Genomic DNA, 20,861 nt, shown 5'->3' with positions numbered 1-20,861 from the left:
AGGCGCGAGTTACATGACGCTAAAGCGTTCATGTCGCGGCGAAAAGTCAATTTAACACAGGCTTTGTGTTCGCCCGTGCGTCTCATTAACGTTGCAACCAGCGAACTGGATCAACCGCCGTGCGCCCGTTGCGAATCTCAAAGTACACGCCGCTTTGTCGATGACCGCCGCTGGTGCCGGCGCGCCCCAGCGTGGCACCGGTCTGCACCCATTCGCCCAGCCGCACGTCGGCGGCGTCCTGGTGGCCGTAGAGCGTGTAGTGGTCGCCCTGGTGTTCAAGGATCACCATCAGGCCGTAGCGGTTCAACCAGCCGACAAAGGCGACCCGGCCGGGCGCCACGGCGCGAATGGCGGTGCCGGCCGGCGCGGCAATCCACTGGCCTTTCCACTTGATCTGGGTGCCGCCCTTGTTCTGCCCGAAGCCTGCCAGCACGCGCCCCTTGACCGGCGGCGGCAGGCGGCCGCGCAGTTGCGCAAACGGTGGGTCGTTGCCGAGGTTGAGCGGGATGTCCGACAGCAGGTCGCGCAGTGATTCGAGCAGCGCCTGCAGGTCGCGCTCATCGCGCTCCAGTTGTTTGAGCGCCGTGCCGCGGTCGCGGATCTGGCTTTCGAGCTGGGTGATGACCTGGTTGCGCGACTCGCGGGTGACCTCCAGCCCGTCGAGTACCTGCCTCTGCTCGATGCTGAGCTGATCAAGGCGCTGCTGCTCGTCCAGGTAGCGGGCCTCGATCTCGCGCAGTGAGCGGGTCTGCGCGTCGATGACGGCAATCTGCTCGCTGCGCGCCAGGTTCAGGCGCTCGAAGTAGGTCATCAGCCGCGACACGCGCTGGGCGTCGTCCTGCTGCATCAGCATGCGGGTGTGGGCGCGGTCGCCCATCAGGAAGGCGGCGCGCATCTGCTTGCCCAGCAGGGCCTGCTGGGCCTTGAGGGCGGCAGCGGCCTGTTCTCGTTCGACGCGGGTGGCGTCAACCTGCTTTTGTTGCGCATCGCGCGCATCGGCGAGGCGGCGCAGTTCGGTCTGGGTAACGGCGATGCGCTGCTCGACCTTGTTCAGCTCGCCCAGCACCGCGTCCTGCTTGCCGCGGGTTTCTGTGATCTCCTCGCCCAGCGCGCGAATGCGCTTCTGCACTGCGCCCAACTCGCGCTCGGCATCGGCCGTGCGCTGGGCGTCCTGACCCATTGCCTGGGCCGCCCACAGCGCACAGCACACCAACAAGAGGCGTAGAGCGTTCATGCGATAATCATCGGCGTGAGCGGCGCACCGGTTGTGGCTCGCCCGCCTTTTCAAGAACCCCTACGGACGTTATGGATCAGTTCATCGAGTTTGTCGGAAATCATCCGGTCTTGTTTGCCGCGCTGGGCGCGCTGATCGTGTTGTTCGTGGTCAACGAGGTGCACGGGTCGATGACCGGCGGCAAGCGCCTGACGCCGGGGGAAGCGGTGCGCATGATCAACGATCGCGATCCACTGATTCTGGACGTGCGCAGCGGCGCCGATTTCAAGAAAGGCCACCTGCTGGGCGCGCAGAGTCTGCCGCTGGCCAAGCTCGACGCCGAGACCGCCCGCGTCACCAAAAACAAGTCACGCCCGGTCATCGTTTACTGCGCGCTGGGCAACACCAGCCTGACGGCGGCCCAAAAATTGCAGAAGGCGGGCATGGAAGAGGTTTACCCCCTGCGGGGTGGCATCAACGCCTGGTTGGGTGCCAGCCTGCCGGTCACCACTCGCTGATCTGATTGCTGGAGTCGACACGATGCAAGCCGTGCTGATGTACACCACTCGAATCTGCCCCTACTGCCAGATGGCCAAGCGCCTGCTGTCGACCAAGGGCGTCGCGCCTGAAGAAGTGCGCATCGATGAATCACCCGAGATTCGCGACGCGATGATGGCGCGCACCGGCCGTCGCACCGTGCCGCAAATTTTCATCGGTGATGCCCACGTCGGCGGTTTTGACGAGCTGGCCGCGCTGGAACGCGCCGGCAAGCTGGACGCACTGCTGGCCGGCAACGGCTGATCTGTCCCCGATTCTCAGGCGCCCGGCCTCTCGCCGGACGGGCGCGTTTCTCAAACTCACCCGGATTACCTCCCTGCCATGGCTGAACCCGCCAACCCCGAAACCCTGGACCCCGCCGCAGCTCCCAACCCGCAGGCCGACGGCCGGCAGGTCCTGCTGCAAAAGTTTTTCGTCAAGGACGCCTCCATCGAAGTGCCCAACGCGCCGCAGGTGTTCACCAAGGCGTGGAAGCCCGATGTCGACGTGCAGGTCAACTCGCGCGTGCAGGACATGAGCAATGACCAGTGGCAGGTGATTCTCACCATCACCGTCACCGCCAAGCTCGGCGACGAGACCGCCTTTCTGATCGAAGCCCATCAGGCCGGGCTGTTTCTGCTCAAGGGCTTCAACACCAACGCCGAGCGCGGCGCGGTGCTGGGGGCTTACTGCCCATCGTTGATCTTCCCGTTTGCCCGCGAAACCATCGCCGATCTGGTGCAGCGCGCGGGCTTCCCGCAGTTGCTGCTGCAGCCGATCAACTTTGACGCGCTGTATCTGCAGCATCAGCGCCAGCAGGCGGCGGCCGCGGCGCCGGCCGCCGACGCGGCCGCCGGGAACGGGGCTGTCACGCACTAGTAGGGACAGGGAGCAGGGAGCCGCTTTCAGGGGCTCGCCAACCAGGCTCAGCCCAGCTTCTTGGACGCAATCTTGAGCACGTCGATGGTGGTCGCCTCGCGCAGGTCATCGCGCTGTAACTGGGCGTTGACCTCGCGGACGATGGCCTCGCGCACGGTCATCACCAGCGGATTGATGCGGTTCAAGAGCTGCGTCGGCAGCGCGCGCAACTCCTTGGGCATGCGTGCCTTGACCTTCACCTCACGGCCGCTGATCGCCTGGGGCACCAGGTGGATGGTCAGCGGGTAGCGCGTTTCCACGTCGATGCGCACGTTGATCTCAACGTCCATCGGCGTGCGCACCGGCAGCCCCATCACCCGTAGCGTGATGTCGAGCAGGCCGGTCAACTGCAGGGTGAAGGCGACCCCTGAGCCTTCGGCGTCACGGTGGTGCACTTGCAGGTCACTGGGCTTGAACTGGTAAGACGCCACCAGCAGATCGTTGGGCAGCGCCGACCTCGAGCCTTCCACCGTTCGGCGAAGCGTCTCTTCGACCTCGCCCTTCAGGCGCGGCACGGTGATCAGGTAACGGATGAAGTTTTCGCCAAAAGCCTGATAGCTGATCAGGTCACCGGGCTGGGGCGCGTTATCGCTCATCAAGGGCTCGGGTTGTGCCGCAAAAGGACATCAGTCGGCCAGCGCGTCGAGGTGCGCGGCAAGCTGCCGGTAACCCTCCACCAGCCGCGGGCCGGGCCGACCCAGATAGGCTTCACTGATGGCGTGCACGGCGCCGCGCGACACCGCCGGCACCGTCTGCCAGCCCTCACGCCTGATGACGTTGGCCGGCCGCAGTTGGTGCTCGGGCACGCCGCACCAACTGGTGATCACCAAGTCGGGGCGGGCACTGACCACCTCGTCGGGCGTCACCGGCTGGCTCTTGTTGGGCCGGTCGTGCCACGGATTGTGCGCGCCCAGACGCTGTAGCAGCCCGGTGATCCACGAGTCGCGCCCCGGCACGATCACTGGCTTGGGCCACCACTCCACCAGCACCCGGGCCGCCTTGCCACCCACCCGTTGCGGCATGGCCGCGTCCATCTCGGCTGCCAGGCGCGCACCGGCCTCGGGCATGCCCAGCGCATTGGCAATGCGCCGCACATCGTCAAAGACATCCTCAAGGCTCACCGGGTCGGCCACCAAGGTCGGGATGCCACGCTGGTTCAAGGCCTCGACGATGCGCTCGTGACCCGGCACCGTCAGCGAGGTCAACACCAGGTCGGGGCGCAGCGCCTCAACCGCCGCCAGGTCCAGTTGCAGATCGCGCCCCAGCTTGGGCAGGTCGCGCACCACGTCCACCGGAAAGTCGGAATCGGCATCAATGCCCACCAACAGATGGCCGGCGCCCAGCGCGCAGACAATCTCGGTGTTGGAGGCCGTGTGGCTGATCACCCGCATGGCGTTACCGGCCGGCCAACTGCGCCTGCACCTTCTTGATGCCGTGGCGGTAGCCATATTTGAGTGCGGCCGCGACCACATAACCCAGCAGCGGCACCTTCGATTCGAAGCGAATGTCGTAATCGACCCGCGTGCCGCCGTCGATCGCCACGAAGCGAATCTGCCCCAGATGATTCTTCAGCGGGCCGCCCTTGGTGATGGCGTAATCAATGGCCTTGGGTCGGTCGAAGGCGACAATGGTCTCTTCCATCGCCAAAGGCCCCGGCAGCACGCGCCGCACCGAGCCCAGCCCGTTGGGCTCGTCCTGCCCGTCTTTCACGCGATCCGCGCTGGCGCCGAAAATCTGCGCAAATTTTTCATGGTCGGCGAATTGTTCAAAAACAACGTCCGGCGGTGCGGCAAAGCGGGTCTGGCTGGAAACGAGGTGCATGAGAGCCTTCGGGGAATGGGATGACAGGTGCGATACTACCAGCGGGAGTCGGCCAGACGATCGCTGCCGCAGCAATGCGGGGGAGGAAAGTCCGGGCTCCGCATGGCAGAGTGCCAGGTAACGCCTGGGCGCCGCGAGGCGACGGAAAGTGCAACAGAAAGCAAACCGCCGATGGCCCCGCAAGGGGCACAGGCAAGGGTGAAACGGTGCGGTAAGAGCGCACCGCGAGTCTGGCAACAGACCGGCACGGCAAACCCCACTCGGAGCAAGACCAAATAGGGAAGGGCGTCGGACGCGTCCGACACTGCGCGGCCCGCGCAGCCTTCCGGGTAGGTTGCTTGAGGCCTGCGGCGACGCAGGTCCTAGAGGAATGATCGTTCTCGACAGAACCCGGCTTATCGGCCGGCTCCCACTTACAAGGCCCGTCGCCGCAAGCGTTTTTTTCTTTGCGCCCCTCTCCCGCCTGCCGGAGCGGCGTGCGGGAGAGGGCGGCACCCGAAGGAGGCCGGGGGAGTGTCGGCGACCCTGGCCTCTTTTCTCTTGCGCCCCAACATAGTGGGGGTACAATAAGTACGATGAACATCGAGTTCGACACCGCCAAAAGCGAAGCGAATCGCGTAATGCATGGCATCGAATTGGCGTCCGCCGAACGGTTGGAATGGAGCACGGCCGTTACGTGGCGGGATACCCGCAAAGACTACGGCGAAGGCCGTGAATGCGCCATCGGCTACATCGGGCTCACGCTTTACTTCGTGGCCTATGTTGACCGCGACCAAACCCGCCGCATCATCAGCCTGCGCAAGGCCAACCGAAAAGAGGTGAATCGTTATGCCGAAGCTTAAAACCGGAACAGTCGTCCCCACCGTCGCCGAAGATAAGGCCATCATCGCGGCCGCCCGCGGTGATGCGGATGCCAAGCCCTTGACCGATGCGCAGTGGAAGGCTGTGGCGCCGACAGTTCGCATGGGCCGACCCCCCAAGGCCGCGCCGAAGGAGGCCGTGAAGCTGCGCCTTGATCCCGACGTGCTGGCCGTACTGCGAGCCTCTGGCGCAGGCTGGCAGACGCGCGTTAATGCGATTCTGCGCGAGCGGTTCGCGCTGTAGGCCAGTAGGCTGAAAAGGCCTTCAATTAAAGCGATCCTGGCCCCTTTTCTCACGGCCATTTATCATGTATCTACAATGTTGCTACCATCATGAAGGACCTGTAGGATTTATCCCCATGCAATTGGCGACAGGAATCCCCCATGCGTGTCAGCGTCAGAAAGTGGGGCAATAGCGCCTCAGTCCGCATTCCAGCGGCCATTATGGAAGCCGCAAACCTGCGGCTTGATGCCTTGGTCGACGTGATTGAGGTCGATGGCCGCATCATCATCGAACCCGTCATTGACGCCGAGTGCGACCTCGATGCCATGGTTGCGGCCATCACACCCGACAATCTGCACGAAGAGCTGCGCTTTGGGCCTGCCCTCGGTAAAGAGGCGCTGTAAATGGCCGGGCGCCGTTACGTTCCTGCGGCAGGCGACATCGTCTGGCTGGAATTTGATCCGCAAGCCGGGCATGAACAGGCCGGACATCGGCCAGCGGTGGTGCTGAGCCCGGCAACCTACAACAGCAAAAGTGGCCTCATGCTGTGTTGCCCGCTCACCACACAGATCAAGGACTATCCCTTTGAAGTATTGCTGGCGGGTGCCCGGGCCAGTGCGGCGCTGGCCGACCAGGTGAAAAGCCTCGATTGGGTGGCCCGTAAAGCCGTCAAGAAGGGCAGCGCATCACCTGCTGAACTGGCCGAAGTACGTCGCAAGGCCACGGCGCTAATGCGGGGTTGATGATGTTTCGACCCTGGCCCCTAAACCGTCGCGCGATCAAAAACCTCGGCGGCCCATTGGTTGAGGCTCTTGCCCACGGCAGCCGCCTTGAGTGCCGCCTGCGCATGGGTTTCGGGTGGAATGCGCAGCATCACTTTTCCGCTGTAGGGCCGCTGCGGTGATTTGCCCACTGTGTCGCAGGTGGCCAGATAGTCATCCACGGCCTCATGAAACGCAGCCCGCAGCGCCTCGACATTGCAGGCATGAAAGCCCACCACATCGCGGATGCCGGCAACGTGGCCCACAAAGCAGTCATCCTCGTCGCTGAATTCGATGCGAGCGGCATAACCCTTGTAAGTCATGGTTTTCATGGTGTTACTCCAATCTGTTGAAGAAAAAGTCGGGCGTCACGAACCTGGTAGAGCTTCGCTTCTTTTGCCGGGTGGGGCCGGTGGAAGGTGGCCACCACATCGCCTTTGACGAACCGCACGCGCGAACCATCACCCTCAATGACCGTGCAATGGTTGGCGATTAACAATGCTTCGATGGCTCGCCAATCCAGCGTCTTGGCCGTCGGTGAGGCGAAGACGGCGGCCAAGGTTTTCCGATGGCGATTGTTCATGTCGGTAACGATAGCAGAAAATGCTATCGTAATCGTCAACCGAATTAAATCAATCCTGGTCCCTTTTCTGCGTCCCTTTTCTGCCCTGCCTGCCGTCATGCCGGGCTCGATCCGGCATCCAGATTCAGGTGATGCACTTGCGACTGACGGCAGCGCCTCATCGGGCCGAGCATGGACCCCGGATCAAGTCCGGGGTGACGGGTCGGGGCGTGACGGTGATCACGTGGCGGTCATGGGTGCACGCGGGCCGTGACAATTTTTGTCACAAGCTGACACCCCGCGTCAGCAACCGCCGTGTAGGGGAATTACCTACACCACCTGCCCCGGCCCGCCACGGTCGAGGGTTTTGGGTGGTCACATCGATGCCGGGCAGCCGCGATCAGCGGACGCCGAAATAAATCAAATAAAAACAGGGTGATGCCCCGATGAAATGCCGGCGCGAGACGCACGTCGGCGGGCCTACCGTTGACCACCGACCCCGGCGGCAACACTTGGCACGCAGGTTGCGCCCTTGTTTGCGGGCCGACGGATTCTTGATGGATTGACGTCACGATGCATTCAACCCGTCACCGCGGCGCCAGAGTCAACACACCACCTTTCAGGAGTGACTGTTTATGAACAAACAAATGCAAAAGGGTTTCACGCTCATCGAACTGATGATTGTGGTTGCCATTATTGGGATTTTGGCGGCGATTGCGTTGCCGGCTTATCAGGATTACATAGTTCGCTCGAAAACCTCGGAAATCGTGCTGGCCGCGTCCGCATGCCGGACTTCGATCACTGAAACCGTCCAGACCGCAACCGAGCTTCCTGCAGCAGGTGCGTGGGGCTGCGAATCTGATACTCCCACTTCACAGTACGTCGCATCGGTTGCTACCGATGCAACTGGCGAGATAACAGTTACGAGCCGTAATGTTAAGAATGGAGCTGATGATGCCGAAGGCGGCATTCTGACTCTTAAGCCAGTGGCAGCCGGTGGTGGCGCTCCTGAAGCCGGTGGCACGATCGTTGGTTGGGTTTGTGGTTCAGCTGCTGACGGCACCACGATCCAGCAAAAATATCTGCCTGGCTCGTGCCGCGGCGCAGCTGTAGCCGAGGGCGTTGTGGAGTAAGCCTAAGAAATAAAAGGGGCCAGGGTCAAGAAATAAAAGGGGCCAGGGTCGATTTAAAAAAAGGGGCCAGGGTCGATTTAATTTCCACCTTCTTTGTCCTCTTGCCGTAATTCAAAGCCCGCCGTCACCGGCGGGCTTTTTTGTGTCTGCCAGCCGCTGGAGGCAGGCCCTACAATGACGCGATGTTTAGCCAACGCGATCAGCGGGAAGTGAATGTCACGCGACACGCTCGCGGGCGCATGATCGACCGCAACATCGACGAAACGCGGTTGTTAGACCTGATCGAAACCGGCACCGAGCGCCGTCGGGATGCATCGCATTTCTGGCTGCACAAGGCCTATGATGACCGAGCCGACAACCTGCTCTGCGTTGCGGCGGTGATTCAGGGCGGTCTGGTCATCAAGACGGTGATGCATCATTTCAGTTTGGAGGGTTAAGCCATGAAGATCACGTATGACGAGGTCGACGACATCATGGTGTTGCGCATGTCTGACAAGGCCATTACGCGCGAGGTGTCGCAGGACTGGTCCACGCACCTCAGTTTTGCGGCCGACGGAACACTGGTCGAAGTGGTGATTTTGGACGCGCGCGCCAGCGGTGCGTTGCCGCCTGAGCGACTGGCGGCGTAGTACCCCGGGGCCTAAAAGGGGCCAGGGTCGATTAAACGCCCATCCTCTTGCCGTAGCTCAAAGCCCGCCCTCACCTGCGGGTTTTTTTGTGGGCGCTACGGTGAATCAGGCGGCTTTCGGGGTCTGCCACGCGGTCGGGGCTGGCGGCTGATGCCGGTCACCGAGGCGTTTTTGTCGAGAAACGTTGTGTCACCGATGGGTTGGTTCTGGTTGAAGGCGAGGCGAATGTCATCAATGGCGTCTTGTGCCAGGGCATGACGAAACAGCTCGCGGTAGTGGTGTTGGCGGGCTGTAGCGGTGGGACCCAGCGCTTGGTAGATGTCGTGCGGCGTGACGCGCGGGTTAGGTTCGCCGAGTCCGTTGTGCCGGTAGCTGCTCCATCGGTACTGGGCGGGGTCGCTCACCATGCGGGCACGAACGGGGTTGAGCTCGATGTAGCGTTGGCAGGTCAAGAGGTAGGTCTCGGTCTGCACGAGGGAGGATTTGTAGCGGCTGTCCCAGAGGGTGCCGGTGCGCCCGTATCGACGATTGATGTATTGCACGTAGCGTCGCCCCAGCGACATCGTGAGTTTAGGCACGGCATCAGCGTGACGCGGTGTGAATAGCAGGTGCACATGGTTGGTCATGAGCACGTAGGCGTGGAGGGCGGTGTCGGTGTCTGCCAGTGCGTCACCCAGCCAGCCGAGATAGGCGTGGTAATCGTCGTCGCAGAAGAAGCAAGGTTCGCGGTTGTGCCCTCGCTGCACGAGGTGCAGGGGTACATTGCTCAGATGAAGGCGGGTTCGACGAGGCACGGGGTGACGCTAGCAAAAAGGGGTCAGTAAATCGACCCTGGCCCCTTTTTCGGGGACTGCCCCCGGCGGGGCAGTTCCTTTCTTTGAACAGACAAAGAAAGGAACCAAAGAAATCTGCCCACCCGCCGTGCCCCGCTAACGCGGGGTGCCCTGCGCTTCTCGCACGGGAGGGGATTCGCGGAACTCGCTACGCTCAGACAACCGCGAATCTGATCCCTCCGCTGCTGCGATGCTCGGCCCGGCAGAAGGGGGTTGAACAGCAAAAGCCGAAGCGTCACCGGCGCGCTGCTTTTGCTTCTGCCTTTGACGTTCTCCCCCCTTTGTTTCGGCCGAGCATCGCAGGACCGTAGGGCGCAATAAAATTGCGCCGGATGGTGGATGAATAACGTGAGCCTTTACGGCCCGTCGTCGCTTTGTGTGCTACGGCCTACGGCTCTGCGCAATCAGTTCGTTGGCTCAGTCGGCAGAATGTTGTTTCAGCCATTCACGCAGCGCGCCATCAACACGTGTTTGCCAGCCGCTGCCGGTCGCTCGGAATGATTTGAGCACGTCAGGAGACAGGCGGATGGTGATGCGTTCTTTGGTTTCGGTCGCTTTCGGGCGGCCGCGTTTTACCAGCGCCTCGCCGTTGTATTCATCTGCACGCTGGAAAAAGTCGTCGGTTAGTTCCGGTGCGTCGTCAGGGTCTACCCAGCTTTTGCCGGTAGCGTGCTTGTTCACGTTCATTGGCTTTCCTCATGCTGATGATGCGGCGGGCTTCGCCGCGCGGGGTCCAGACGGTTACAACCATGCGCCCGTCCAGCAGGCCGAGCGTGATGTATCGGTCTTCGCCGTAAGATTCACGAAGATCGGGTGCGGTGAGGTGATGACCCGCGAAAACCTCGGCGGTGCGTGCGAAGTCGAGGCCTCGTTCGGTCAGTGTCTTATCGCGTTTCTCAGGATCGAACTCGATTTTCACCGATATAGTGTATGTACGTTAAATCGGCAGATCAAGCTGCTGGCAAGTTGGGTTCCAAAAGCGGTGACCGTTGGACCGTAGGGCGCAATGAAATTGCGCCGGATGGTGGATGGCTGACGTCAGCCTTCACGGCCCGTCGCACATGCTGTGTGGGGTGCAAGACCCGTTGCATCTGCACACAAAAGGCACACGTTGTGCTGGGTTCTCGAAATGAAATCGCTGGCTTGGAGCGCCGACAAGAACGTGTTGTTGAAAGCGCAGCGCGGTGTGTCGTTAGAGGATGTGGTGTTTCATATTCATGCAGGCGATCTGCTGGAGACGTTTGAACACACAAATCAGGCACGCTACCCCGGCCAACAGGTTCATGCGGTGTTGATTGAGGGATACGTTTACCTCGTGCCGTTCATCGAGACCGACGACGAGGTGTTTTTCAAAACCATCATTCCCAGCCGCAAGGCAACGAAGCGATACGAAGGTACGACTGATGACTGAACTGGACCCCGAAGAGCAGGACGTTCTCGCCGCGTTTGAGGCGGGGCAACTCAAGCCGGTGGAGCAAGGTGCCGAGCTGCGCGAGCGGCACCAGGCCTATGCCGATGCCATGTTTCGCAAGGACGCGCGTATCAATATCCGCCTGCCGTCAAAAGACCTTCGCGGCTTGCAGAAACGGGCGCTGGCCGAGGGCATTCCTTACCAGACGTTGGTCGCGAGCATTCTTCATAAGTATGTGGAGGGGCGGTTGCACGAGTGATGGGCGTCGCCCGCGCAGATGAAAGGGTCCAGCGTCGATTTACATGAGAAGACTGTGATGGCGCGTTCCCTCGTCAAAACCGCAGGGCAAGGCCAAGACGCCGCCCTTGAAGGGATCGCGGGTTTGTCGAACCGCCAGCGAACGCGCGGGTTTCCAAAAAGTCAGTGGGTCCTGAGCCGAAAGCACGGGCTCGCGCCTTGTCTAATGTATGCTGATCAGCAGATAAAGAACTATGTCACCCGGCAGATTCATGCCCGGCGCGTGCTCTGGATACTTTCGCCATCCCAAAAGGGACGAATTCAATCCACGACCGGAGTCGCCCATGAAATCTGCAGCCCTTAATTTTGTATCCGCACGCCGCGCCGCCGCGCTTGGGATCGCTACGTTGCTTGTCACAGCGGGGGTCGCTGCGACATCGACGGCCAAAGCCGTTCCGCAGACCGAGCAGCTTGCCACTGGCGTCAGTGAGGCTGAAGTTTTGGCCGCCCAACAGGCGTGGGTCGATGCCCTGGTGAAAATTTCGAGTGACTACGAATCCGGCGGGATCGACAAGGCCAAGCAGACCGCCGAAGCCGTGATCGATTCGGCCTACGGCTACAACCTGGGCCCGGTGTTGTTCAAGCCGACCCTGGCGTCGGGCCCGAAGACCTTCAGAACCACCCGGGAAGGCGCGGTCTCTTACTTTGTGGGCGGTAGCGACGCGTATCCCGAAGACCAAGGCTTTGCCCTGAAGGGCTGGGTGTCGGCTGAAGTGCACAACGCTGGCATTCTGCTGAATGGCAACAGTGCAACGTCGATGGGGCACGTGACCTTTTATGACAAGACCGGCAAGGCCACGACCGTCGACAAAACCTGGGGTTATCTGCGCGACAATGACAGCAAGCTGCGCATCGTCGTGCATCATTCATCGCTGCCTTATGGCTCGTAACGTCTGAGGCAACCTTGCAAGCAAGCCTCGCGGGGTGTGCATTGCACCCCCCGCTTTTTAGCGTCTGAGTCTGGACCGAGCCCGTGACGTGACTGAGCCTGACACTGCACCGTCTGCCCGCGCCTACCGGCAACATGCCCAGTCGCTTGCGGCACAGGAACGCCGCTGGGCCCTGGTGTCGGCCTTGAGTGCCGCGATTGGGCAGCACGAGCGCAGCAAAGCGCCTGAGCGCGTGCTTCAGGAATGCGCGCGTCTGTTTGGTGCCGCGCACGGCATCCTCGCGCGGCAACAGTCGGGCCGGGTTGAGGTGTTGGCCAGTCTGGGCGTGGCGCCGCCTGCCGGGACGCGTCTGCCGCTGCGCGGTGCCCTTGCGGCCACCACCACGCTGCCGGCCCGGCTGTTGCTGATCGAAACTCCGCCGAGCAGCGTGTGGTGCATCGGTCGCTCACTTGCCTTCGAAATGTCGGTTCCGCTGGTGGTGGCGGGCCAGGTGGTGGGGGTGATGGCACTGGCCGCAGAGCCCGGCCACCCGCCGCCCGCGCACGATGATCTGGCCACCGTCACGGTTCTGGGGCCGTATCTGGGCGCGCTGCTGGCGGTACCGTCTGCCGCCCGCCCGCGTCTTGCCGAGAAAGAGAAGGCGCTGCTGGCGCGCCTCACCGTGCGGGAAACCGAAGTGCTGTCGCTGCTGCCACGTGGCATGACCAACGCCGGCATTGCATCAGCCCTGGGCATGGCGCCGGGCACGGCCAAGGTCCACGTTGAGCGCATCCTGCGCAAGCTGCAGTTGCAGGATCGCGCGCAGGCCGCCGCCAAGGCGGTGGAATGGCGCATCGGGAGCAGCGAATGAGCCGACTGGCGCCGTGGCGCGACTGGTCGTTGCGCACCCGCAGCCTGGTCACCGTGCTGATTCCCTTGCTGGTGCTGATTCTGGCCACCATCGTCGTCGTGCAGGCGGCCCGGGCAACCGCTTCGGCTGAGGACGACGTGCGCTCGGGCATACAGGTGTTGTCCGACATCCACGCCCTGCACGCCAGCCTTGCCGAAGCCGCCAGCGGCGTGCGCGGCTACCTGCTGACCCGCGACGAGCGTTTTTTGGCGCCGTACTGGCGCGCCGTGGAAGCGCTTCCGGCACGCCTTGACCGCCTGGACCAGCGTGCCCGCGACCCGGTGCTGCGCACCGCGCTGGAGCAGATTGAAGTGCTGTCGGCACAGAAGATGGGCGATCTACAGCAGATGATCTCGGGGCTTGATCAACCCGGGGCGCCGGGCATCGAGATTCTGGGCAGCAACAAGCGGTTGCTCGACCAGATTCGCGACACCATTCTCGAGATGGAGCAGCGCGAGCAGGTGGTGATTGATGCCCGCGAGCGCTCGGCGGACCGGGCACGCACACGCAATCTGTGGCTGTCGGTGTTTGCGGTGATCCTCGGCATCGGTGCCGCGGTGGTCACCGCCACGCTCTTCTCAAAAGATCTGATCAGCCGCATTCACAGCCTCGGGCGCAACGCCAAACTGCTGGCCGAGGGGGCAACGCCGGCCGCGCTGCCGGCCTGGAACGACGAACTGGGCGAGCTGGGCGACCGTTTGCACACCGCCTCGCGGCTGCTGTCGGCGCGCGCCGAAGACGCCCGACGTGCACGCGATGACGCGCAGGCCGCCAATCGGGCCAAGACCGATTTCCTGTCGCGCATCAGCCACGAGCTGCGGACGCCGCTCAACGCCATCCTTGGCTTTTCGCGCGTGCTGCGCAGCGAGAGTGACTCCGAACGCCAGCGGCAGCACTGCCAACACGTCATCGATGCGGGCGAACACCTACTCGATCTGGTCAACGACGTGATGGACATCTCGCGCATCGAGGCCGATGCCCTCGCGTTCAACCTTCAGCCGGTGCTGATCGACGAGATGCTGGCCACGGTCGCCAAGCTCACCGGCGTGCAGGCCGCGCAGCGTCGCATCACGATTCAGCGCCCGGACGTGCCGGGGGCGGTCTGCGTGCGCGCCGACCCGCAGCGGCTGCGCCAGATCCTGATCAACCTGCTGGACAACGCCATCAAGTTCAGCCCCGACGACGCCATCGTTGGCCTGACCTGCGCGGTGTACGGCGACTGCGTCCGGCTGGCCGTTCGCGATGCGGGCGGCGGGATCGACCCGCGCGATCATGCGCTGCTGTTCGCGCCCTTTACCCGCCTGGACAACGCCAGTGAGATTGAGGGCACCGGCCTGGGGCTGGCGCTGTGCAAGCGCCTGACCGAGGCGATGGGTGGGCGGATCGGCGTGACCAGCGCGCTGGGGCAGGGCGCGACGTTCTGGGTCGAGCTGCCGCGTGATAGGCCGGTGATCGTCGCGGCCGGGTCGGCCACGCCGCTGGCCGATACCGACCCGCCGCCCCCGGCGCGCGATGTCGCCAAGCGGGTGCTGTATGTCGAAGACAATGCCTCAAACCGGATTCTTGTCGAGACGCTGCTCTCGCGCCGGCCCGGATGCACCCTGCGCACCGCGAGCACTGCAGCCGAAGGCCTGAAAGTGATGCGCCAGTGGTCACCCGGTCATGTCTTGCTGGACTGGCACCTGCCCGACCGGTCGGGTCTGGACGTGCTGACCTGCCTGCGCCGCGAGCGGCCGCGAGAAGGCTTGACCGTCATCGTCATCAGCGCCGACGCCCTGCCGGAAACCCGCGAGGCGGCGATGGCGGCCGGTGCCGATGCCTTCCTGCTCAAACCCATTGATGCCGCTGCGCTTTATCGCGCCCTGGAGCTCTCTGATGTCCGCGACACCGCACGCCACTGAGATTACCGACAGCCGCATCCTGATCATCGATGATCAGGTCGCCAACGTTGAGCTGCTGGAAACAACGCTGCTGGCGGAAGGGTTTCAGAACCTCGCGGCGACCACCGAGCCCGCCAATGCTTATGCCCTGTGCTGCGCATTTCAGCCCGACCTGATCATGCTGGACCTGAAAATGCCGGTGGTGGACGGCTACGCAGTCCTGTCGCGGCTGGCTGAATTGCGGGCCGACCAGTACCTGCCTGTGGTGGTGCTGACCGCCGATGTCAGCCGCGCCGCCCGGCACAAGGCACTGGGTCTGGGTGCGACGGACTTCTTGACCAAGCCCCTGGACAACATCGAGGTGATGCTGCGGGTCTGGAATCTGCTCGAAGCCCGCCAGCTCTACACCCGCCTACGCGCCCTGGGCGCGACCGACGGCATGGGCCTGCAGGCGCGTCGAATACAGGCCTTGGGCGCACCCTCCGATCTGCCTTGAGGCAGATGCGCTGCTATGTGCGTCGGCAGATGCACCGACCCGAGCCATGGCGAAAACTCCTGGCCCCAGTGCAGCACCGATCTTCGGCCAGGAGCGTTTCATGAGACACCACATCATCGTTCTGCTGGCAGCCGCAATGGCGACCACGATGGCCCAGGCCGTCGCCAGTGAGTCACACCGGCTCAGCGTGCTGACAGACCTCTCATCCGACATCACCGACCATCGATCTGCCTTCGGATACAACGCGGATGTTGGCCGCGCGTGGGTGGAGATCCACTACCGGCAGAAACACTTTGAGGAGTATCCGGAACAGCGCCTGCGGTTAGCGGTTGACGGTCTGGCATACGACACCGAGCGTGGGCTTATTGTGCTGCAGGCCGCAGGCGCCGAAACGGTATGTGCCGCCGTTGGTGACCGGGGTGATGGCCGCCCTCGTCATGCCGCCGTCACCCCGACCGGCGCCTGCGATCTCTCGCTGGTCGCGCAGACCGTGACCCACGACGACGGATTCGATACCTGGGCTGTGCCTCGCTGGGCTTTGACGGTCGAGGTGACGCATCCGTAACGATGCCTTTGAGGCTCGTTCGACCTGCAGCACAGCTCACGCAGACGGATGCTGCCCACGACCTGCCGTCCCGAAAAGGGGGCGAGGGGCGCAAGGTGACGGTGCTGACGTCGTCAATTGCGTACCGTGCCTATGCGTAGCAGCCATGTTTCGTCAACCTCTGTTTATTGCCAACGCGGCATTCCACGGCGAACGGTCACGGAGCATGGCGTTGAGGATAGTCTGCGGTTTCTTGGGCACTTCTCTCATCCGGCAATTGCATCACCTTCGTAAAAGTGTCCACGAAATCCTGGGAACTCCAACGCTCTACAACCTGCTGGGGTCGAAGGGCGCGATTTTGTACGGGCTGCTCAACCGGACAATGGACCAGTTCGAGGCCGCGACCGCCACGCCCGAGTCCGACGACCCTTACGATCAGGCGCTCACTGCCGCCACCACCGTCGCGCGCGTCTACGTTCAGGATTCCGCCTACCTGCGCCCGCTGTGGCGATTTGAGCTGGGCGTGATCGAACCCGAGCATCGCCCGGTGCTGATGAACCGGGCCCTCAAATTCTGGGCGTCACGACTCGGTGCCCTGGCGCGTGCCGGTCGGCTGCCCAAGGGTGTTGGGCTGCCTGATCTTGCGCGTGAGTACCAGATCTTTTTCGCCGGCGTTCTCGACTTGTGGGTGCAGAACGAACTGTCGGACGCGCAGCTTGAAGCGCAGGTGCGTTACGGCATCCTGCTGCGGCTGCTGGCGCTGGGCGACTCGGAAGAGCACGCGCGCCTGATGGCCGACCTGCGCAAGACCCATCAACGGCTGCACGCGATGGACGCGTAACCGAGCGCCGATCGAGGTTGACGAATGCACCGGACTTTTTGAACGAGTACGAGGCGCGAGGGGTGCAGCGGTCGCCGCCACAGGTGTTGGTGGTCTCGCACTTTGAAACTCGGCGAACGCATGCGCTGCCCATGTGCAGGTGCGTCCTGTGCAATGAGTCCACTTGGTGAATTCCCGATCGGCCGTACTTTTATCGGGCAACCGCGCTGAGCGGGGCGCAGGTGATACATCGCGCTTGACTAACAATCTAATAATCGTTAGATTGATTGAATGAAGAAGCGAGAACTCAAGGACCTCCTGTACGAGCAGGTGGCGAGGATCGGGAAGGCGGTATCGAGTCCCAAGCGGCTGGAGCTGCTGGAGTTGCTTGGCCAGAGTGAAAAGACCGTCGAGATGCTGGCCGCGGAGCTGTCGGTCGATGTGAAGCTCACGAGCGCGCATTTGAAGGCATTGCGGCAGGCTCGTCTGGTGTTGACCCGGCGCGAGGGCAAAAACGTCGTTTATCGACTCAACGGCAGCGACGTGTCCGGCCTTTTGGTCCATTTGCGGCAGGTGGCCGAGCAGAATCTGCTGGAGCTGCAACATGCCCTGAATGAGATGAAGGCCGACCCGGAGCATCTGGCACCGGTCGGGCGCAAAGCGCTTCTGGAGCAGGCGCGTCGAGGCGACGTGATCATCATCGATGTCAGGCCGGCTACGGAATACGAGACGGCTCACCTGCCGCATGCGCGATCGATCCCAGTCAGTGAACTCGCGCAGCGTCTCTCCGACCTGCCCAAGAGCCGCGAGATCGTCGCGTACTGCCGTGGCCCTTTTTGCCTGTTCGCCGAGGAAGCGGTTGCGCTCCTCAGGGCCCGCGGCTACCGCGTGCGCAAGATCACGGATGGCGTCAGTGAATGGCGAGCCGCCGGTCTTCCCCTTGAGTCATTGTCGGCCACTGCTGGCGGCGTGCAATGAGCGAGACCCTGTTCACCATCAGTGACGCGCCCCATGGCAACGAACGCGCCGACGACTCGCTGCGCTTGGCTGCCGCACTGCCGGCCAAGGACGAGCAGCAGTGACGGACCTTTTTGACAGCGGAAGCCGCGATCGGCGCGAAAGCCAGGCAGAAGGTCCCGGTGGGTATCGACAACGTTCAGTTGCCGCGCAAGCAGGTCGCATATGGCGGAAATCGCCCTCCGCGGGACGTGCATGGACGCGCGCGGCCTCACCGAACAGGCGCTAGGAGTCACGACGATGTTCTTCAAGCAGTTGGCCGCCAAAGATGCCGCCCTGTCGTACTTCTTCGGCTGCGCCGGTCAGGGCCGATCAGTGGCCGTTGACGTGGTGGCAGGCGACGAGGCGTGGTTTATTGCCGAGGCTCAGCGAGCCGGCGTGCCGATCAACTACGTGATCGATACCCACGTCCATGCCGATCACCTTTCCGGTGGCCCTGCCTTGGCCAAAGCGGTCGGCGCACCTTACTGCCTGCATGAGGCTGCCCGTCCGGCGGCCAGGATCCCGTTCGAGCCGCTTCACGATGAACAGGAACTCGATGTGGGAAACACCAGGATCCGTGTCCTTCACACGCCCGGGCACACGCCCGAGAGCGTCAGCTTGCTGGTCACCGATCTGCGAAGGGGCGATGCTCCGTGGTTCGTGGTCACCGGCGATACGCTCTTCGTCGGCTCTGTCGGCCGCCCGGATTTGGCGGGGCGCGAGCGGGAGTTTGCCGGCGTGCTCTACGACAGCCTTCACTCGAAGTTGCTGACGCTGCCGGACGAGGTGGAGATTTTCCCCGGGCATCAGGCCGGCAGCGCCTGCGGCGCGGGCCTGTCCGGAAAGCCGTCGTCAACGCTGGGCTTCGAGAAGCGCTGGAATCCGGCCCTCGCACTCGACAAGGCGGCCTTTATCGAACACCTGACGCAGAACATTCCCCCGCGCCCAGCCGACATGGATGCCATCGTGCGGACCAACCTTGGGCTCATGAGTTAGGGCCGTGACGACACCGACGATCCATCTCGGGCTGCGCGAGAACCTCGGCCAGTTTTCACTGCTGGTGCTCGTCAACGCCTTTGTCGGCGCAATGGTGGGCCTTGAGCGCAGCATCCTGCCGGCCATTGCCGAGCAGGAGTTTGATATCGCGGCGCGCGCTGCGATCCTTTCGTTCATCGTGGTGTTTGGCATCACCAAGGCCCTGACCAATTACTTCGCCGGGCGGCTCTCCGACCGGTACGGCCGCAAGCATGTCCTTGTCGGCGGATGGCTGGTGGCGATCCCTGTGCCCTTCGTCTTGATGTGGGCGCCGGACTGGAACTGGATCGTGGCCGCCAACGTGCTGCTCGGCGTCAGTCAGGGCCTGACCTGGTCGACCACGGTGATTATGAAGATCGATCTGGTCGGCCCCGAGCAACGGGGCCTGGCGATGGGCCTCAACGAATTTGCGGGGTACTTCGCCGTTGCCGGTAGCGCGCTGGCCACCGGATGGTTTGCCGCACAGTACGGACTCAGACCGGAGCCCTTCTATCTCGGCGTCGTCTACGTGGCTGCGGGCCTGTTGCTATCCGTGTTCGCCGTTCGCGAGACTCGGCATTACGTGGCCCATGAGGCGAAATTAAGCGCCCATGCTGGCGCCGCAGACGCCTTGTCTCAGCGCGAAATCTTTATCCGGACATCGCTTGTCGATCGGAACCTGTCGAGCGTCAGTCAGGCCGGCCTGGTGAACAATCTCAATGACGGCATGGCCTGGGGCCTGTTCCCGCTGGTGTTCGTGGCGGCGGGCATGACGCTGTCACAGGTGGGCTGGCTTGCCGCGATCTATCCGGCGGTGTGGGGCATGGCGCAGATTTTCACCGGTGCCTTGTCCGATCGCGTGGGTCGCAAGTGGCTGATCGTCTCCGGTATGTGGGTTCAGGCGGCTGGCATTGCCGTGACGGCGCTGACGGCCGACTTCGCCGGCTTCGCGTCCGGTGGCGTCCTGCTTGGCATCGGCACCGCGATGGTCTACCCGACGCTGTTGGCCGCGATCGGCGACGTGGCCCATCCCACGTGGCGCGCATCGGCTGTCGGCGTCTATCGACTATGGCGTGATTTGGGGTACGCCGTCGGTGCTCTGTTGGCCGGTTTCACGGCAGACGCCTTCGGTATTGGTGCGGCGCTATGGGTTGTCGCTGCGCTGACCGCGCTGTCGGGACTGCTCGCGGCACTGCGCATGCGGGAGACCCTGAATCCCGCGATCGCTGCGTGATCAAGACCGCCTTGCCCTAGTTTAGACAAGGCTCGGAGCCGGTTTCCGGAGGCGTTGAGGCCTCCAGTGTGAAACCCACTTTCGAACGGATCGAACTGCACAAAGGACGATATGAACAGTCGCACGCCCTCAACTTGGATCGGTTGGTGTTAGTGCGGAATCAGCAGAAAGTCGAAGATCAGGTCCACGGTCTGCCGCAACTCTTCGGCTGCAAAGACATTCTTGCCGGTCAGGATGCGGAACTCGCTGGACACCGCGAACAAGGTGCCCGCCAGGCCAATCACCGCGTAGTACAAACGCGCCGGATCGCCCGCTCGAATCGCCCCATCCCGTTGGGCGTGCTCGATGAGCCCGCACACGGTTGCGAAGGAGTCGCGCAGGTAGTTGTCGATCAGCCACTTGATGCGATCGCTGCCCTGGGTGCTCTGCTGGGTCATGATGCGGTGCAGTTGCGGGGTGCGGGCCGAGAACTCGACGAAGTGCTCGACGAAGGCGCGCAGTTTTCCGACCGGGTCGTCGTCGGGAACGCTGGAGATTCGCGCCTCAAGGCCCCTTTGGTAACGCCCGATCAGGTCCTCCATGGCGCTGAGCCACAGTTGGTCCTTCGATGCGAAGTGATAGATCAGCAGGGGGTGGCTGACCGCCGCGCGCTCGGCGACGGCGCGCGTCGAGGTGCCGGCGTAACCAAAGGCGCCGAAGCATTCGACGGCGGCATGCAGGATGCCCTCACGCACTGCGGCGCTGCGATTGCCGGGTGCGCGCGTGACCGCCACGGTTGATTTGCCGGGCAGGCGCGTGGCGTGGCTCTGGCGGCGGCCACGCGCGTTGGTTTTTTTCTTCGCGACGCGCGCCGGCTTGGCGGCAGCGTCGGGGGCGTTTGGCAATTTGTCGGGCACG

General features: G+C 63.0%; 32 protein-coding genes and 1 other RNA gene. 22 read left to right on the top strand and 11 right to left on the bottom strand.

What is annotated here, in order from left to right; translation table 11 throughout:
• Window positions 1–85: 85 nt before the first annotated feature.
• Complete coding sequence (locus U741_RS0117285) at window positions 86–1,234, bottom strand: murein hydrolase activator EnvC family protein (RefSeq protein WP_084154997.1); 1,149 nt, start codon at window positions 1,232–1,234, stop codon at window positions 86–88.
• A 71-nt stretch (window positions 1,235–1,305) separates the two neighbouring features.
• On the opposite strand from U741_RS0117285, the gene U741_RS0117280 reads away from it, so the two are divergent.
• From U741_RS0117280 to secB, 3 genes are all read left to right on the top strand, one after another.
• Window positions 1,306–1,731, top strand: coding sequence for a rhodanese-like domain-containing protein (locus U741_RS0117280; RefSeq protein WP_029891697.1), 426 nt, complete (start codon window positions 1,306–1,308; stop codon window positions 1,729–1,731).
• Between the two features lie 22 nt (window positions 1,732–1,753).
• On the top strand, window positions 1,754–2,014 hold the full coding sequence (grxC, locus tag U741_RS0117275; RefSeq protein ID WP_029891696.1) for a glutaredoxin 3: 261 nt from the start codon (window positions 1,754–1,756) through the stop codon (window positions 2,012–2,014).
• A gap of 78 nt (window positions 2,015–2,092) precedes the next feature.
• Window positions 2,093–2,629 carry a protein-export chaperone SecB gene (gene secB / locus U741_RS0117270; protein WP_029891695.1) on the top strand — a complete coding sequence of 179 codons (537 nt, stop codon included), beginning with the start codon at window positions 2,093–2,095 and terminating at the stop codon, window positions 2,627–2,629.
• A 47-nt stretch (window positions 2,630–2,676) separates the two neighbouring features.
• On the opposite strand, the gene U741_RS0117265 is transcribed toward secB, so the two are convergent.
• The 3 genes from U741_RS0117265 to U741_RS0117255 are packed head-to-tail and all read right to left on the bottom strand — an operon-like array spanning window position 2,677 to window position 4,489.
• Complete coding sequence (locus tag U741_RS0117265; protein ID WP_029891694.1) at window positions 2,677–3,264, bottom strand: hypothetical protein; 588 nt, start codon at window positions 3,262–3,264, stop codon at window positions 2,677–2,679.
• Window positions 3,265–3,294: 30 nt separating this feature from the next.
• Window positions 3,295–4,059, bottom strand: a complete 765-nt coding sequence (locus U741_RS0117260; protein ID WP_029891693.1) for an ABC transporter substrate-binding protein — start codon at window positions 4,057–4,059, stop codon at window positions 3,295–3,297.
• 4 nt (window positions 4,060–4,063) lie between these two features.
• The gene (locus tag U741_RS0117255) at window positions 4,064–4,489 is read right to left on the bottom strand and encodes an SRPBCC family protein (protein ID WP_029891692.1); all 426 of its coding nucleotides are present in this window, start codon (window positions 4,487–4,489) and stop codon (window positions 4,064–4,066) included.
• A 44-nt stretch (window positions 4,490–4,533) separates the two neighbouring features.
• On the opposite strand from U741_RS0117255, the gene rnpB reads away from it, so the two are divergent.
• From rnpB to mazF, 5 genes are all read left to right on the top strand, one after another.
• Window positions 4,534–4,903: RNase P RNA component class A (gene rnpB, locus U741_RS18770), an RNA gene on the top strand.
• Window positions 4,904–5,064: 161 nt separating this feature from the next.
• Window positions 5,065–5,331, top strand: coding sequence for a BrnT family toxin (locus U741_RS0117250; RefSeq protein ID WP_029891691.1), 267 nt, complete (start codon window positions 5,065–5,067; stop codon window positions 5,329–5,331).
• On the top strand, window positions 5,318–5,593 hold the full coding sequence (locus U741_RS0117245) for a BrnA antitoxin family protein (RefSeq protein WP_029891690.1): 276 nt from the start codon (window positions 5,318–5,320) through the stop codon (window positions 5,591–5,593). The genes U741_RS0117250 and U741_RS0117245 overlap by 14 nt, the downstream gene beginning before the upstream one ends.
• 140 nt (window positions 5,594–5,733) lie before the next feature.
• On the top strand, window positions 5,734–5,976 hold the full coding sequence (locus tag U741_RS0117240) for an AbrB/MazE/SpoVT family DNA-binding domain-containing protein (protein WP_029891689.1): 243 nt from the start codon (window positions 5,734–5,736) through the stop codon (window positions 5,974–5,976).
• Complete coding sequence (mazF, locus tag U741_RS0117235; protein WP_029891688.1) at window positions 5,977–6,315, top strand: endoribonuclease MazF; 339 nt, start codon at window positions 5,977–5,979, stop codon at window positions 6,313–6,315.
• 20 nt (window positions 6,316–6,335) lie between these two features.
• Here mazF and U741_RS0117230 read toward each other — a convergent pair whose 3' ends face one another.
• Both U741_RS0117230 and U741_RS0117225 read right to left on the bottom strand, forming a co-directional pair.
• Window positions 6,336–6,665: a type II toxin-antitoxin system HicB family antitoxin gene (locus tag U741_RS0117230; protein WP_029891687.1), complete on the bottom strand. Its 330-nt coding sequence runs from the start codon at window positions 6,663–6,665 to the stop codon at window positions 6,336–6,338.
• On the bottom strand, window positions 6,662–6,916 hold the full coding sequence (locus U741_RS0117225) for a type II toxin-antitoxin system HicA family toxin (RefSeq protein WP_029891686.1): 255 nt from the start codon (window positions 6,914–6,916) through the stop codon (window positions 6,662–6,664). The genes U741_RS0117230 and U741_RS0117225 overlap by 4 nt, the downstream gene beginning before the upstream one ends.
• Before the next feature lie 626 nt (window positions 6,917–7,542).
• Between U741_RS0117225 and U741_RS19810 the strand changes: the two genes are divergently transcribed.
• Entirely contained in the window at window positions 7,543–8,028 is a 486-nt protein-coding gene (locus tag U741_RS19810; protein WP_436240273.1) for a pilin, read from the top strand.
• Window positions 8,029–8,105: 77 nt separating this feature from the next.
• Here the strand turns inward: U741_RS19810 and U741_RS19600 are convergent, their stop codons facing one another.
• Window positions 8,106–8,255, bottom strand: a complete 150-nt coding sequence (locus U741_RS19600; protein WP_200872757.1) for a hypothetical protein — start codon at window positions 8,253–8,255, stop codon at window positions 8,106–8,108.
• Between the two features lie 12 nt (window positions 8,256–8,267).
• On the opposite strand from U741_RS19600, the gene U741_RS0117215 reads away from it, so the two are divergent.
• Both U741_RS0117215 and U741_RS0117210 read left to right on the top strand, forming a co-directional pair.
• A complete protein-coding gene (locus U741_RS0117215; protein WP_200872756.1) occupies window positions 8,268–8,465 on the top strand; it encodes a DUF4258 domain-containing protein in 198 nt (65 codons plus the stop codon).
• 3 nt (window positions 8,466–8,468) lie between these two features.
• Window positions 8,469–8,657, top strand: a complete 189-nt coding sequence (locus U741_RS0117210) for a DUF2283 domain-containing protein (RefSeq protein WP_029891683.1) — start codon at window positions 8,469–8,471, stop codon at window positions 8,655–8,657.
• A gap of 95 nt (window positions 8,658–8,752) precedes the next feature.
• On the opposite strand, the gene U741_RS0117205 is transcribed toward U741_RS0117210, so the two are convergent.
• From U741_RS0117205 to U741_RS0117195, 3 genes are all read right to left on the bottom strand, one after another.
• Window positions 8,753–9,451, bottom strand: a complete 699-nt coding sequence (locus tag U741_RS0117205) for a transposase (RefSeq protein ID WP_029891682.1) — start codon at window positions 9,449–9,451, stop codon at window positions 8,753–8,755.
• A 456-nt stretch (window positions 9,452–9,907) separates the two neighbouring features.
• Window positions 9,908–10,177, bottom strand: coding sequence for a BrnA antitoxin family protein (locus U741_RS0117200; RefSeq protein WP_029891681.1), 270 nt, complete (start codon window positions 10,175–10,177; stop codon window positions 9,908–9,910).
• Window positions 10,131–10,409, bottom strand: coding sequence for a BrnT family toxin (locus U741_RS0117195; RefSeq protein WP_029891680.1), 279 nt, complete (start codon window positions 10,407–10,409; stop codon window positions 10,131–10,133). Before U741_RS0117195 ends, U741_RS0117200 begins: the two co-directional genes overlap by 47 nt.
• A 210-nt stretch (window positions 10,410–10,619) precedes the next feature.
• Between U741_RS0117195 and U741_RS0117190 the strand changes: the two genes are divergently transcribed.
• The 11 genes from U741_RS0117190 to U741_RS0117135 all read left to right on the top strand — a co-directional run bounded on the left by U741_RS0117190 (window position 10,620) and on the right by U741_RS0117135 (window position 19,964).
• A complete protein-coding gene (locus U741_RS0117190; RefSeq protein WP_029891679.1) occupies window positions 10,620–10,901 on the top strand; it encodes a hypothetical protein in 282 nt (93 codons plus the stop codon).
• The gene (locus U741_RS0117185; protein ID WP_029891678.1) at window positions 10,894–11,160 is read left to right on the top strand and encodes an antitoxin; all 267 of its coding nucleotides are present in this window, start codon (window positions 10,894–10,896) and stop codon (window positions 11,158–11,160) included. Before U741_RS0117190 ends, U741_RS0117185 begins: the two co-directional genes overlap by 8 nt.
• 322 nt (window positions 11,161–11,482) lie before the next feature.
• Window positions 11,483–12,088: a metal-independent carbonic anhydrase family protein gene (locus U741_RS0117180; RefSeq protein ID WP_029891677.1), complete on the top strand. Its 606-nt coding sequence runs from the start codon at window positions 11,483–11,485 to the stop codon at window positions 12,086–12,088.
• Window positions 12,089–12,176: 88 nt separating this feature from the next.
• Window positions 12,177–12,938, top strand: coding sequence for a helix-turn-helix transcriptional regulator (locus tag U741_RS0117175; protein WP_029891676.1), 762 nt, complete (start codon window positions 12,177–12,179; stop codon window positions 12,936–12,938).
• Window positions 12,935–14,878 carry a hybrid sensor histidine kinase/response regulator gene (locus tag U741_RS0117170; RefSeq protein WP_029891675.1) on the top strand — a complete coding sequence of 648 codons (1,944 nt, stop codon included), beginning with the start codon at window positions 12,935–12,937 and terminating at the stop codon, window positions 14,876–14,878. Before U741_RS0117175 ends, U741_RS0117170 begins: the two co-directional genes overlap by 4 nt.
• Window positions 14,853–15,353, top strand: a complete 501-nt coding sequence (locus U741_RS0117165) for a response regulator (RefSeq protein ID WP_052378941.1) — start codon at window positions 14,853–14,855, stop codon at window positions 15,351–15,353. Before U741_RS0117170 ends, U741_RS0117165 begins: the two co-directional genes overlap by 26 nt.
• A gap of 100 nt (window positions 15,354–15,453) precedes the next feature.
• Window positions 15,454–15,918, top strand: coding sequence for a hypothetical protein (locus U741_RS0117160; RefSeq protein WP_152551668.1), 465 nt, complete (start codon window positions 15,454–15,456; stop codon window positions 15,916–15,918).
• 145 nt (window positions 15,919–16,063) lie between these two features.
• The gene (locus U741_RS0117155) at window positions 16,064–16,738 is read left to right on the top strand and encodes a hypothetical protein (RefSeq protein WP_161776271.1); all 675 of its coding nucleotides are present in this window, start codon (window positions 16,064–16,066) and stop codon (window positions 16,736–16,738) included.
• A 270-nt stretch (window positions 16,739–17,008) separates the two neighbouring features.
• Window positions 17,009–17,695, top strand: coding sequence for an ArsR/SmtB family transcription factor (locus U741_RS0117150; RefSeq protein ID WP_029891671.1), 687 nt, complete (start codon window positions 17,009–17,011; stop codon window positions 17,693–17,695).
• A gap of 279 nt (window positions 17,696–17,974) precedes the next feature.
• Window positions 17,975–18,712 carry an MBL fold metallo-hydrolase gene (locus tag U741_RS0117140; RefSeq protein WP_029891670.1) on the top strand — a complete coding sequence of 246 codons (738 nt, stop codon included), beginning with the start codon at window positions 17,975–17,977 and terminating at the stop codon, window positions 18,710–18,712.
• Window positions 18,713–18,716: 4 nt separating this feature from the next.
• Window positions 18,717–19,964, top strand: coding sequence for an MFS transporter (locus U741_RS0117135; protein WP_029891669.1), 1,248 nt, complete (start codon window positions 18,717–18,719; stop codon window positions 19,962–19,964).
• Window positions 19,965–20,113: 149 nt separating this feature from the next.
• On the opposite strand, the gene U741_RS0117130 is transcribed toward U741_RS0117135, so the two are convergent.
• Window positions 20,114–20,860 (bottom strand): TetR/AcrR family transcriptional regulator, encoded by a 747-nt coding sequence (locus U741_RS0117130; protein ID WP_052378940.1) that lies wholly within the window; start codon window positions 20,858–20,860, stop codon window positions 20,114–20,116.
• Between the last annotated feature and the right edge of the window lies 1 nt (window position 20,861).

Origin of the sequence: Polycyclovorans algicola TG408, from assembly GCF_000711245.1 — a bacterium.
GTDB classification, from domain to species: domain Bacteria; phylum Pseudomonadota; class Gammaproteobacteria; order Nevskiales; family Nevskiaceae; genus Polycyclovorans; species Polycyclovorans algicola.
Note: the sequence above shows the minus strand (reverse complement) of the source record. Positions and strands in the feature narration are given on the sequence as shown.